We start from the raw sequence: 13,557 nt of genomic DNA, 5'->3' as shown, positions 1-13,557 counted from the left end.
AGATAAGCAGTATCCCGCTGCGAAGCTATCTATGTTAAAATTCCTGAGGGCGCTTGGTAATGGTCTGATCGTGGTTATCATCTTCGTGCTGCTGGCGCTAGGAATTGCCACTACGGCGTTGCAGCTGCCTTCTGTGCAAACCTGGGCCGTACAGCACCTCACAGCCAATGTTTCGGGCAAACTCGGGTATCCCATCACCATCGGGCGTGTCAATATTAAGTGGTTTGATGTGGTTTCGCTTGAAAATGTGTCCGTAAAAGATACTTCGGGCGCAGATATGATAGATGTCGGAAGGATCGACGTGAATCTGAATGTGAACAACATTATCCGCGATTCGGCTAAGGAGATATTTCTCGACGAAGTCAATGTGTACCAGCCTAATGTCCACCTTGTCATTGTCCCCCAGTCCGGCGACCTCAATATCGACGGCTTCATTGCCCGCATCAATGAGCTGACGGCCCCGGCGGTACCCCGGCCGCCCAATGCTCCCGAAAACAATACGCCTTTCATCATCGGTAAAGCGAAGGTCATTGATGGCACGTTCGGTTACGACGATCCCCGCCAGCCCCGCGACCGCGGTGCCAGGGTGTTCGATTATTCCCATTTCAGCCTCAGGCACCTGTATGGTGAACTGAGCGATTTCCTCGTTCAGGGGGATACCATTGCATTTCGTGCCAAAAACCTTAAAACAGTCGATCGGCAGACAGGCCTCGAAATGCACGACCTCGACACGAAGTTCCTCTTTTGCCAAAAGAAAATGGAGCTGAAAGAGCTCGACGCACGCATTGGTAATTCCCATTTGAAAAACGAAGTCATATTCTACTACAACCGCTCGGGCGAGCTGGGCGATTTCAACCACAAGATCCGGATGAAGGGCCGCCTCGTGGGAAGCAGGGTGGATTCGAGGGACCTGGGCCTGTTTTCGAGTTATATCGACGGGCTGAATGAAAGCTGGCTGATTTCGGGTAATTTCAATGGTAAGGTCGACGACTTCATGCTGTCCGATACGGACCTGCATTTCGGAAAAAACAGCCGGTTGAGCGGCGACATTGGTTTCAAAGGCCTTCCCAAAATCGAGGGCGTGCTGATGGACATCCGGCTGGCCGCATCCCAGATCGACCCGGTGGATCTCGTTCAGTATTACCCCGAATGGGACATGCATCCCGACCTGCAAAAGTTCGGCTACACGGTTCTGGACGGGACGTTCAAAGGGACGCTGGAAGATTTTGCCGTGAATGCGTCGTCGTCTTCGGAACTGGGCGAGCTGTCCGGCGACCTTGTTTTTCATATCGCCGATGCGCGCTCCACCACCTATTCCGGGGAGGTTAAAACAGCTTCTTTCGGCCTGGGGACGCTGCTGGAAGATGAGGATAACTGGCAGGAGCTCGACTTCGAAGGCACGGTTTACGGGCGGGGACTGGAATTGCCGACGGCTTCCACGGATATGAATGCGATGGTGCACCGCGTCGGATTCCGGAATTACGATTATAAAAACATCCGGTTGAAGGGGAATTTGCAAAACCAGTATTTCAATGGCCTGGTAAGCTCGCGTGACAGCAACCTCGTGGTGAGCCTCGACGGCGAATTCGACCTTTCGAAGGAACAAAATATGTTCGACGTCCGCGGCATTATCGAGCGGGCGAACCTGAAAGAGCTCGGTTTCAGCGAGGACCCGATCACATTGCGGACGCAGCTGAATGTCAATGTGTCGGGCAATACGGTGGACGAGCTCGTGGGCGATGCCCGGTTGCTCGATACCTATCTGGTTATGACGAACAAAGACCGCAACCTCGTGGTGGATACACTCGTGTTCTCTTCGCGGAATCAGCTCGGCAAGCGCCGTTTGCAGCTCGAAAGCGAGTTCCTGACGGCGAAAGTGGAAGGTAACTTCCTGCCCACGCAGGCGTGGAAAGATGTGAGCCAGGTTTTGGAAGAATATAAATTGTATTTCTTCGAAAATGAGGCCAGCAGGGATGATTATTATGCCAAAAAGCCTTTAAAGCTCCTGTCGCGCCGCTACGAAATCGACTATTCGGTTGAAACCCATAATTTATCGCGCTTCCTGGCCTTCCTCAGTCCCGACATCCACATTGCCCGCGATGCCCGGGCGGAGGGTATTTTTAAAATGGATAATACCGCAGTACTTACGCTGAATGCGGTTGCCGACACCGTGAGTTACGGCAAAAACCAGTTTGTGAAGGCGGAAGTGGACGTTACAACCTCCAAGTTCGTGAACAGCGCCGAGGTCCTCGCGTCCATTCTCGTGACGTCCGAAAACCAGCAGATCAGCAAGCTCGTGCCTACCGAAAAGATGGAGCTGGAAGGCACCTGGGACGTTGACCATATCGATTTCAATGGTGCGATACGCCAGGTGAAAAGCAACAACCGGGCGAGCCTGGCAGGAGAAATCCGATTCCTGGCGGCGGGGCTTGATATTGGGTTTAAGAACTCCAAATTGTATTTGCTTGACGAGGAATGGAATGTACCGTCGGAAAGCCTGATCTCCATTGTGGGAAAGGATGTGACGATGTCGAACCTTGGCCTGGTGAGCGGGAAACAGCGCATTTTTGTTAGCGGAACGGCGTCTGCGGACCCGGAAAAGAGCCTGTTGCTGGATATTAAAAATTTCAAACTCGCGAGTTTGAACCCGGTGTTCAACACCCGGCTGTCGGGCATTATGGATGGCTCGGCGAAGATGAAGGACATTTATAACAGCGTCGTGCTGGACGCCGGGTTTGCCATTGAAGGCCTCGGTTACGGGCAATACGAGTTTGGTAACCTGTCGGGGACCGGTGATTGGGACCAGACCATCAGTGAATTGCAGATCGACGCTCAGCTCAACAAGAATGCGCGCCGCGTTTTTAACCTCACGGGCTCCTACCGCCCCAAGCTGGAATCGAACAAGCTGAACCTGAGAGCGATCTTCAACCAGGCCGATTTCAAGGCCCTCGAACCATTTGCAGAAGGCCTCGTGTCGGATGTGAGCGGAACGGCCCAGGGGGTGGTGTCGATCAAAGGCGTGGTGGATGCGCCGGTGCTGGAAGGCTCGCTCACTGTCGATAAGGGGCGGATGAAGTTCGATTACCTGCAATCGGTTTTCACTTTTAGTGATAAAATCAATTTTACCGAAAGCGAAATTACCGTGAACAACATCCTCGTTACCGACAACGACGGTAACACGGCAACGCTCCGCGGCGGGGTTTTTCATGATGGGTTCAAATACTTTTCACTGGGTTTCAATGCCGATCTCCGCAATTTTAAAATATTGAATACCAATGCGCGGGACAACGATATCTTCTACGGAACGGCCTATGTGACAGGCCCTGTGGCCGTTTTCGGGCCGATTGATAACCTCAATATCGAAGCGAATGTGACCAGCAACAAGGGCACGCGCATTTACATTCCGCTGGACGGTGCTACCGAGGTGGCCACGCAGGATTATATCCAGTTTGTGAGTAAAATGGCCGTCGCCGACAGTACCACCGGCACCCCATCCGACTCCATTGCGCGCAGCCAGATCGCCGGCGGGATTAAAATGGAGTTTAATTTCAACCTTACTCCCGACGCCACCTGCGAAATCATTTTCGACCGGCAAACGGGCGATGTGCTGCGCGGCAACGGCAGCGGCCGTCTCAACCTGAACATCGATACCCAGGGCGATTTCACAATGGCCGGCACGTACGAGATTGAAAAGGGTGAGTATAATTTCACCTTGCAGAATGTGATCAACAAGAAGTTCAGCATCAAACCCGGCAGCAGGATCGTGTGGGCGGGCGACCCGTACGGCGCGCAGCTGGATGTGAAAGCGGGCTACACGCAAATGGTATCGCTGGCGGGCGTGCTGCCGAATACGACCAATGCCGGGACCAACAGTGGCGACGCCCTGTCGCGCCGGTATCCGGTGGAAGTGACCATCGGACTGTCCGAACGGCTCATGGCGCCTACCATCCGCTACGACCTGAAAATCCTCGATAACCCATCACTAAGCACCTACCGCGGGCAGCTGGAAGCATTTCAGAACAAATTGAAGTCCGACGAGCAGGAGCTGAGCCGGCAAGTGAGCAGCTTGCTGGTCGTGAACCAGTTGTTGCCGGAAAGCAGCCTGGCCACAGTGGGCAGCCAGAACTTCCTCGGAAGCAGCATCAGCGAGCTCGTATCGAACCAGATCAGCCGTTGGGCGTCGGGCATTAACGAGAACCTCGAAGTGGGGGTTTCGGGCCTGTCGCTGGACCAGAATGCGTGGAATAACCTGCAACTCCGCTTTTCGTACCGCTTCCTGAACGATCGTTTCCGGGTCACGCGTGACGGCCGCTTTACATCCGGCACGCAGTCGCAAACGGGTGCCTCGCAGTACGATGCGGCCAGCCTGCTGGGCGAATGGACGCTGGAATACTGGCTGAATGCCAAAGGCTCGGTGCGCGTAAAGGCCTATAACAGGAACATTCAGAACAACCTTATGTTCAATACCGGCACATTCACGACGGGCGGTGTGAGCATGCAGTTCACACACAGCTTCAACCGCTTCACGCGTGCGCCGAAACCGGGCGTGCGAATTCCTTTCCTGCCGCCGGACTCGACGAAGCAGGATACCGTAAGAAAATTCATTTCGGAAAAAGAATCTACGCGCTAGCGTCCGCCGCCAGCTCCTGCTTGATCGCATGAATGCGGTCGTTGAAATGCAAGGCGGGAAAATCGATGCCGGGCACGCACGTCGCGGCGAGGTAATCCATCACTTCCTGCGGGTGCGGCACGCGCTGGCCGGTGGTGATGCTGATGTGCTTGGAGATGGTCCAGAGTACGGTTTTGAGCTCGGTGCGGAGGTCGTTGGTCATGAAATACTCCGTCACCATGGTGTCGTCGTTGTAGTATATCACGCGCGACGTAATGCGCACCCATTCGCTGATCCGCGCCGGGCGCACGTAGGCGATCTGATGCTGGTACACCACCCAGCTGGTCCGTAATTCGCGAAACATCGCTTCAAAACTGAAACCATACAGCTTGGACACCTGGTCTTCCCGTGCATTGAAGAAGTAATCGAAATACTTGGAGTTGTTCAAATGCATGAGCGGGTCGCAATCCTGGAAGCGGATGATCACCCGCGATTCCGCCTCGACGGGCATGTCGGATAGTTTGGCAGTAAACAGCATGGTTTGGTCGTTATTTTGTTAGAAGTGTCATTCGCCCCGGTACCGCACGGCGAGCCCGCTCAGCATATAGCCTTCCTTGTTCACGCTCGTGTAGTATTTATACTTAACATTAATAATCGCATCCGCACCGATTTTCTGCGCCTTCATCACCAGCCGCGCCGTGAGCAATTCTTTCGTTTTGGCATCATTCCCACGGAACATCATCCTTTTGTCCTGCGTCTGATCAGCCGTGAGCGAATCCTCGCTGCCGATTTCCACAATCCCGATCTCGGAATAGGGGCGTTCGAGCGGCTCGTTATCGTACAGGACCTGAATGGGATATTTGGTGTTGGAAGAAATCGGTATCCCGCTGCCGGCGCAGGCCGAAAGCAGGATTGCCGCGAGAAAGGAAAACCAATAGGGGGCACTTTTACACTGGGTCATTATCTTGGAAATGAGGGACTGATTGTGAACGATAGCCAAAGCCGAAGCATTCCGGGGAGCACTTCTCGGGCGGGTTTTCCATGCAACCTATACACGCCGCATACGACATTATGTTGCAACGTATATTATTTTGCCATTTGTAACCAATCCATTGGTAAATGCGATATTCTGCATTATTTTCAAGGATTATAAATCTAAACTAATTGATTTTAATATGGTCATGAAATCTAAAAGAACAAATTTGTTGCGGCGGGGCTCGCTGGTCGGAATGATGATCGCAGCCGTACTCGTAATGCCCTCCGAAGCGCAGCAGCTGCCCAAAGGCGTTACCAAAGTGAGTTCCGTGGAAGGGATCACGGAATACAGTCTCGAAAACGGCCTGAAAGTGCTGATGTTCCCCGACCCATCCAAGCCGACCATCACCGTGAACGTCACTTACCTGGTAGGCTCGCGACATGAAGGTTACGGTGAAACGGGCATGGCCCACTTGCTCGAACACCTTGTTTTTAAGGGTTCTCCAAGGCATACCAACATCCCGCAGGAACTCACCGAGCACGGCGCCCGCCCGAACGGAACCACCTGGTACGACCGCACCAATTATTTCGAAACGTTTTCGGCCACCGAAGAAAACCTGAAATGGGCGCTCGACCTCGAATCGGACCGGATGGTGAATTCGTTCATTGCAAAAAAAGACCTCGATAGCGAGTTCAGTGTGGTGCGCAACGAGTTCGAATCCGGCGAAAACGATCCGTTCCGCGTGCTCATGCAGCGGGTGATTTCGGGAGGATATTTGTGGCATAATTATGGCAAATCCACCATTGGCAACCGTTCGGACATCGAGCGAGTGCCGATCGAAAACCTGCAAGCATTTTACCGTAAATATTACCAGCCCGACAATGCCGTGCTGACTGTCGCCGGCAAGATCGACGAAGCGAAAACGCTGGCCCTGGTGAACGATTATTTCGGCAAAATCCCCAAGCCAACCCGCGTGCTTCCGAAAAGCTACACCACCGAGCCTACCCAGGACGGTGAGCGTTTGGTGGAGCTGAAAAGGACGGGTGACGTGCAGATGCTCATGGCCATGTACCATATCATGCCCGGCTCCCATGCCGATTACCCGCCGATGGAAGTGCTCACCGAAGTGCTTACCACCGAGCCCAACGGCAAATTGTACAAGAACCTGATTGATACCAAGAAAGCGTCGTCGCAGTTCGGTTACAGTTTCCAGCTGTACGATCCGGGATTTGTACTGTTCGGTGCGGAGATTTTGAAGGAAAAATCACTTGAAGAGGCCCGCAAGGCATTCACCGCAACGCTCGACTCGGCGGCCGTCCTGAAATTTTCCAAAGAAGATGTGGAACGCGCCAAAACGACGATTCTCAAAAACTGGGACCTGGAATTCCGTAACTCCGAAAGGGTAGGGCTCAGCATCAGCGAAGCGATCGCGACGGGCGACTGGCGGCTTGCATTCCTCTTCCGCGACAATGTCCGGAAAGTGACGCCCGAAGATGTGTCCCGCGTAGCGCAGCATTACCTGAAACCGTCCAACCGCACGCTCGGCACATTTGTGCCGGAATCAAACCCGGTGAGGGCCGAGATCCCTGAAGCGCCGAACGTGGCCGATCTGGTGAAAAATTATAAAGGCGAAGCCGTGGTGGCAGAAGGAGAGGCGTTCGATCCGTCGCCGGCCAATGTAGAAAGCCGCACCACGCGCGTCGAGAAAGCGAATACTATCGAAACCGCATTGCTGCCCAAAAAGACGCGCGGTAATGTAGTAGCGGCACGCATTACATTGCGATATGGCGATGAGAAGAGCCTGCAAAACAAAGCGACCGTTTCGGATCTCACCGGCTCGATGCTCGACAAAGGCACTAAAACCAAAACACGCCAGCAGGTAAAAGACGAGTTCGACCGCCTCAAAGCCCGTGTGAGCTTCTTCGGTGCAGCCAACCAGGCCGGTGCAAGCATTGAAACAACCAGGGAAAACCTGCCGGCTGTGATGAAGCTGGTAGCGGAAGTTTTGAAAACGCCCGCATTTGACGAAAATGAGTTTGAAAAACTGAAACAGGAAGAGCTGGCCGGCATCGAATCACAGCGCAGCGAACCGCAGGCGATCGCATTCAACCAATACCGCCGCCTGGTATCGCCCTATCCGAAGAGCGACGTGCGCTATGTAGGCACATTCGATGAGGATGTGGAGAATATCAAAGCCGCGACGATCGATCAGATCCGCCAGTTCCACAAGGAATTTTATGGTGCAAACAACGCGTCGGCCACGGTGGTGGGCGATTTTGACAAAGATGCCATCCAAAAAATCCTGAACGACGAGTTCGGAAGCTGGAAAAGTGCGAAGCCATTTACCCGCATCGCCTCGCCATACCAGGTCGTGAAATCGGAAAACAAAGCCATCGAAACGCCCGATAAGGCCAATGCGATGTTTGTAGCAGGGCTCAACATGCCGTTGCAGGACACCGATCCCGACTACCCGGCGCTGATTATGGGCAATTACATGCTCGGCGGAGGCTTTCTGAACTCCCGCCTCGCTACCCGCATTCGTCAGAAAGAGGGGCTGAGCTATGGCGTGGGTTCGCAGTTCTCGGCAAGTCCGCTGGATAAAAACGGAACATTCATGTCCTATGCCATTTATGCACCTCAAAATGCGGAAAAGCTGGAAGCGGCGTTCAAGGAGGAAATTGACAAGGTGATGAAGGAAGGGTTCACGGCGGACGAATTGAAGGCGGCCAAATCGGGCTACCTGCAATCGCGGCAGGTGGCGAGGTCGCAGGATGCGGCACTCACGAACACGCTCACCAGCAACCTCTACCTGAACCGCACAATGCAATGGGATGCCGACTTTGAGAAGAAAATCGAGGCACTTACGCCCGAGCAGATCAAGGCCGCATTCAACAAGCACATTGATTATAACAAGCTGGTGATCATTAAGGCGGGTGATTTTGAAAAGGCCAAAAAAGGTGCCCAAACCGCCGGCGCTCCTGCACAGCTCGGCGGAAGCGAGAAAAAGTAAGATTAAAATTAGATTAAGATTCAGGAAACCGGACGTGAAAACCACGCCGGTTTCCTGCTTTTAACGGTAGTACATCTTTATCTTTGCCGAGTATTTTACACGGAACTTTACCGCTGCCACTGGCTTCAAAATGAAATTGATCTACCATCCACTCCTCAGGATTTTGTTCGCAGGGCTTGTCCTCAGTCATTCGGTTTTGGGTCAAACCAAATCCAAAACTACCCCTGCCGCTAACCGGCTGGCCAGGCCTAAACTGGTAGTCGGGATGGTCGTAGATCAGATGCGATACGATTACCTGTACCGGTATTACGACAAATACAAGGAAGGCGGCTTGAAAAGGCTTATCAATGACGGCTTCAACTGCCGGAATAACCATTATCACTATGCATTAACGGTGACAGCCGCAGGCCATTCGGCGGTTTACACAGGCTCGATGCCGGCGATTAACGGCATTGTGGGTAATGACTGGTACGACATGGCGCAGGCTAAAAACGTGTATTGCACGGACGATAACACCGTGGCGACAGTCGGGAGCAGCAACGTAACAGTGGGCAAAATGTCGCCGAAAAACCTGCTCGTAACCACCGTGACCGATCAGCTCCGCATTGCGACGAACTTCCGTTCGAAAACGATCGGCGTCGCGATCAAAGACCGCGCCTCGATCCTGCCGGCGGGCCACGCGGCATCTGGCGCTTACTGGTTCGATTCCAAAACCGGAAACTTTGTGACGAGCACCTATTATATGAATTCATTGCCGCAATGGGTGACCGACTATAACAGCAGCAAAAAACCGGCGGAATACATGACCAAAGGCTGGAATGCGCTGTTGCCGATGGACCAATATACCCAAAGCTCGCCCGATGACGTGGCCTGGGAAGGTAAGCTATCAACTGCGGCGAAACCCGTATTCCCGCACGACCTCACGGGCAATGCAGGCGACGCTTACGGCCCGCTCACCACTTCGCCGTGGGGCAACACCATCACCAAAGAAATGGCCATTGCGGCTATTAAAGGCGAAAACCTGGGCAAGGGAGCGGAAACGGATTTTCTGGCTGTTAGTTTCTCGTCGCCGGACCGCATCGGGCACATGTTCGGGCCTAATTCCGTGGAGCAGGAAGACGATTACCTGAGGCTGGACATGGAATTTGCCGAGTTCTTCAAATTCCTCGATAGCTGGGTCGGAAATGGAAATTATACTGTGTTCCTCACGGCCGACCATGGAGCGATGGACGTGCCTGCGTTCTGGCAGGAGCATAAGTTGCCCGCGGGCTTAATGGGCGCCACCACACTCACGCGCACGATCGTCAAGGCTTTGAACGATACTTACGGAGAAGCCGAGTATGTGACCGCATTCGAGAACTACCAGCTTTATCTCAACAAGACAACGCTGAAAGAAAAGAAAATCACCGTGGCGGATGTGTACCAGACGCTGCGCGACGCCCTGCTGGCTGTGGACGGCGTTGCGGATGTGATCAACCTGCGTGATATGGGCAAGGCGCCGCTGAATACCTATCAATTGGAACTGTTTAAAAACAACATCAACGCGAAACGAAGCGGCGATTTGCAGGTTTTGCTGCAACCGGGCTGGTTTGCATCGTCCATGAGCACCGGCACCGACCACGGCACGCCGTACAACTACGACACCCACGTGCCGTTCCTGCTGTACGGATGGGGCATTAATAAGGGCGAAACGCTTCGCCGGACGACGATCGCCGACATTGCGCCTACGATTTCGGCGCTATTGCACATTCTGCCGCCTAGCGGGAACGTTGGTAATCCGGTGGAAGAAGCATTGAAAAAATAATCTGAAAAGAAATATTGGCTGCGGGGCTCTCGGGCTCCGCAATTTTTTGTTTTACCTAAATCCCTTAATTGTGAGAAAATTATCTTGCTGGGTATTAGCGGCCATGGCGACCACGTCCGTTTTTGCGCAAACTCCCAAGAAAGCTACCCCCGCAAAGGCATCAGCCCTGGCCCGCCCCAAACTCGTTGTCGGAATTGTTGTAGACCAGATGCGGTACGATTACCTGTATCGCTACTACGATCAGTACACCGAGGGAGGTTTCAAGCGGATGATGAACGAAGGTTTCAACTGCCGCAATAATCATTACAGCTATGCATTGACCGTCACTGCCGCGGGGCACGCGTCAGCGTACACGGGCTCTATTCCGGCGATCAACGGGATTGTGGGTAACGAATGGTATGACCCCATTGCGAAACAGGATGTGTATTGCGTGGAAGACAGCACCGTGAAAACTGTGGGCAGCAACAATGTGACGGTAGGCAAAATGTCGCCCAGAAACCTGCTGGTAAGCACCATCACCGATCAATTGCGCATTGCAACTAACTTCCGTTCGAAAACGATCGGCGTAGCCATTAAAGACCGCGGCTCCATCCTGCCTGCTGGTCACGCTGCGAATGCGGCCTACTGGTTTGATTCGAAAACCGGAAACTGGGTGACAAGCACCTATTACATGGACGACCTGCCGCAATGGGCCAAGGATTACAACGCGAAGAAAATGCCCGCGGAATATTTGAAAAAAGGCTGGGAATTGTTGCTGCCGGCAGAGGCTTACACCCAGAGCTCGCCCGACGACGTAGCCTGGGAGGGTAAATTGCCGGGAGCCAAAAGACCCGTGTTTCCGTACGAATTGATGGGAATGTCGGGTGATGCTTTCGGCATTGTGACCGACACGCCCTGGGGCAATACGATCACCAAAGAAATGGCGATCGAGGCGATCAAGGGCGAGCAGCTGGGCAAAGGCAAGGATACCGATTTTCTGGCGATCAGTTTCTCGTCGACAGACAAGATCGGGCACCGCGCAGGACCCAATTCCATTGAGCAGCAAGACGACTTCCTGCGCCTGGACCGCGAGTTTGCCGACTTGTTCAACTTCCTGGACGGCTGGGTTGGAAAAGGCCAATACACCGTTTTCCTCACCGCCGATCACGGGGTAGTGGATGTGCCGGGTTTCGCGCAGGAGCACAAGCTGCCGGCCGGACTGGTAGATCGTAAACTGCTCACCGGCGCCGTTACGGAGGCATTGAACGAAGCATTTGGCAAAGACAAATATGTGGTCGCTACCGACAACAACCAGCTGTATTTCGACCACAGCCTTTTGAGGAAGAAAAACATTACCATAGCGGCCGTTCACGCCGTGGTGCGCGACGCTGCATTGGCTGTGCCGGGTATTGCCGACGTAATCGATCTGCACGACATGGGCAAGGCGCCATTGAATACCTACCAGCTGGAACTTTACAAAAACAATGTGAATGCAAAACGTAGCGGCGACTTGCAGGTCATTTCGCAGCCGGGCTGGTTTTACGGTACTTCCACCGGAACCTCGCACGGCACGCCCTACAACTACGATACGCAGGTGCCGTTCGTGATGTTCGGGTGGGGTATCAACAAAGGGGAAACCGTGAAGCGGACATCGGTGAGCGACATTGCGCCCACCATTGCTGCATTGCTGCATATCCTCCCGGGCAGCGGGAATATCGGACTGCCGGTAGAGGAAGCACTGAAAAAGTAATTGTGTGTTGAAATAAAAAAGCCGTGGATACGAATCGTTTCGTGTCCACGGCTTTTTGTTTGCAATGTATCAGGTCAGGATTCTTCCACGATCAGAATAATGCCTTCTGTTTTCTTGATTACCACTTTACTGCCGGCCGAAATGTTTTCATGATTTTCAGAAACGGCTTTCCATTCGGCACCGCGATAGTAAATGCGGCCTTCGCCGTTGCCGGGAATATCGCGGATTACCATGGCGGTTTCACCGGTGAATTCGCTGTATTCTGCCGTGGAGCGGCGTTCGAGGAGCTTGCGGGCGTGTTTCCGGAGCACCAGCAGCGACACGAGCGAAATGGCCGAAAAGGCCAGTATCTGGCTTTCGGTAGTGGGGAGCAGGCCGATTGAAGTAAGCAGAGAAGTGAGCAAGGCGCCTATCGCGAAAAACACGAACACGAGCAGGACGCTGACCAGTTCTGCGAGGAGCATTACCAGTCCTACAATGAGCCAAATCTGTGGTAAGGTCAAATCCATGCTATTTCTTCGGTTCAGATTTGATGACGGTTAATGCGGTCGCGATCAGGGAGCCCATATCGGCCAGGTTGGCGGGGAGAATGAGCGTGTTGCCGGCTTTGGCGAGTTTTCCAAACTGCTCCACATAATTTTCGGCCACTTTCAGCTGCACGGCTTCCGAACCGCCGTCTTCACGAATGGCCTGCGCCACAAGCCGGATACTTTCTGCCGTGGCCTCGGCCACCGATTTCAATGCAGCGGCTTCCCCTTCCGCCTCGTTGATCTGCCGCAGCCGGATACCCTCCGATTCGAGCACGACTTTCTGTTTCTGTCCCTCGGCCACATTAATGGCCGCCTGCTTTTCACCATCCGATTGCAGGATCACGGCGCGGCGTTCACGCTCGGCCTGCATTTGTTTCTCCATTGCGTTCAACACGCTTTGCGGCGGCGTAATGTTCTTGATTTCGTAGCGAAGCACTTTCACGCCCCAGCCCGTAGCCGCCTCGTCGATCGATTCCACCACGGCACGGTTAATAGTCATACGTTCTTCGAAAGTTTTATCCAGATCCAGTTTCCCAATCTCGCTGCGCATGGTGGTTTGTGCTAATTGTATCACCGCAAAAGTGTAGTCCGAAATGCCGTAGGCCGCTTTTCTGGGGTCTATTACTTGTATAAAAATGACCCCGTCCATGCGCACCTGCACATTGTCGCGGGTGATACAGATCTGCTCGGGGATGTCCACAGCGGCTTCTTTAAGGGTGTACTTATAAGCAATCCGGTCGAAGAAGGGAATGATGAAATTGACGCCCGGTTGAAGCACGGCGTAAAATTTTCCCAGACGTTCCAGAATATAAGCACTTTGCTGTGGGACGACCTTCACGGTCATCAGAATGGTGAGTACCACCAGTACGAGCAGAACAATGAAAGGGGTCATAACAAGT

9 protein-coding genes are annotated in these 13,557 nt (G+C 53.4%); 4 read left to right on the top strand and 5 right to left on the bottom strand.

Going from position 1 to position 13,557, the window contains the following annotated elements; genetic code table 11:
- Positions 1-31: 31 nt before the first annotated feature.
- Positions 32-4,630, top strand: a complete 4,599-nt coding sequence (locus DFER_RS14880; protein ID WP_015812475.1) for a translocation/assembly module TamB domain-containing protein — start codon at positions 32-34, stop codon at positions 4,628-4,630.
- On the opposite strand, the gene DFER_RS14875 is transcribed toward DFER_RS14880, so the two are convergent.
- Entirely contained in the window at positions 4,620-5,147 is a 528-nt protein-coding gene (locus DFER_RS14875) for an acyl-CoA thioesterase (protein WP_015812474.1), read from the bottom strand. The genes DFER_RS14880 and DFER_RS14875 overlap by 11 nt on opposite strands.
- A gap of 27 nt (positions 5,148-5,174) precedes the next feature.
- Positions 5,175-5,570, bottom strand: coding sequence for a hypothetical protein (locus DFER_RS14870; protein WP_015812473.1), 396 nt, complete (start codon positions 5,568-5,570; stop codon positions 5,175-5,177).
- A 214-nt stretch (positions 5,571-5,784) separates the two neighbouring features.
- On the opposite strand from DFER_RS14870, the gene DFER_RS14865 reads away from it, so the two are divergent.
- Positions 5,785-8,595 carry a M16 family metallopeptidase gene (locus DFER_RS14865; protein ID WP_041736459.1) on the top strand — a complete coding sequence of 937 codons (2,811 nt, stop codon included), beginning with the start codon at positions 5,785-5,787 and terminating at the stop codon, positions 8,593-8,595.
- A 13-nt stretch (positions 8,596-8,608) separates the two neighbouring features.
- Here DFER_RS14865 and DFER_RS30145 read toward each other — a convergent pair whose 3' ends face one another.
- Positions 8,609-8,785, bottom strand: coding sequence for a hypothetical protein (locus DFER_RS30145; protein ID WP_187293491.1), 177 nt, complete (start codon positions 8,783-8,785; stop codon positions 8,609-8,611).
- Between DFER_RS30145 and pafA (DFER_RS14860) the strand changes: the two genes are divergently transcribed.
- Positions 8,726-10,399: an alkaline phosphatase PafA gene (pafA, locus tag DFER_RS14860; protein WP_015812471.1), complete on the top strand. Its 1,674-nt coding sequence runs from the start codon at positions 8,726-8,728 to the stop codon at positions 10,397-10,399. The two genes, DFER_RS30145 and pafA (DFER_RS14860), sit on opposite strands and share 60 nt — an antisense overlap.
- A gap of 103 nt (positions 10,400-10,502) precedes the next feature.
- The gene (pafA, locus tag DFER_RS14855) at positions 10,503-12,128 is read left to right on the top strand and encodes an alkaline phosphatase PafA (protein ID WP_015812470.1); all 1,626 of its coding nucleotides are present in this window, start codon (positions 10,503-10,505) and stop codon (positions 12,126-12,128) included.
- 74 nt (positions 12,129-12,202) lie between these two features.
- Here the strand turns inward: pafA (DFER_RS14855) and DFER_RS14850 are convergent, their stop codons facing one another.
- Together DFER_RS14850 and DFER_RS14845 are read right to left on the bottom strand one after the other, a co-directional pair.
- Positions 12,203-12,637, bottom strand: a complete 435-nt coding sequence (locus tag DFER_RS14850; protein ID WP_015812469.1) for an NfeD family protein — start codon at positions 12,635-12,637, stop codon at positions 12,203-12,205.
- 1 nt (position 12,638) lies between these two features.
- Complete coding sequence (locus DFER_RS14845) at positions 12,639-13,550, bottom strand: SPFH domain-containing protein (RefSeq protein WP_015812468.1); 912 nt, start codon at positions 13,548-13,550, stop codon at positions 12,639-12,641.
- Positions 13,551-13,557: the final 7 nt, after the last annotated feature.

The organism is Dyadobacter fermentans DSM 18053, from assembly GCF_000023125.1.
Taxonomy (GTDB): Bacteria; Bacteroidota; Bacteroidia; order Cytophagales; family Spirosomataceae; genus Dyadobacter; species Dyadobacter fermentans.
The sequence above is the reverse complement of the archived record's forward strand: the minus strand, read 5'-3'. Positions and strand labels throughout refer to the sequence as shown.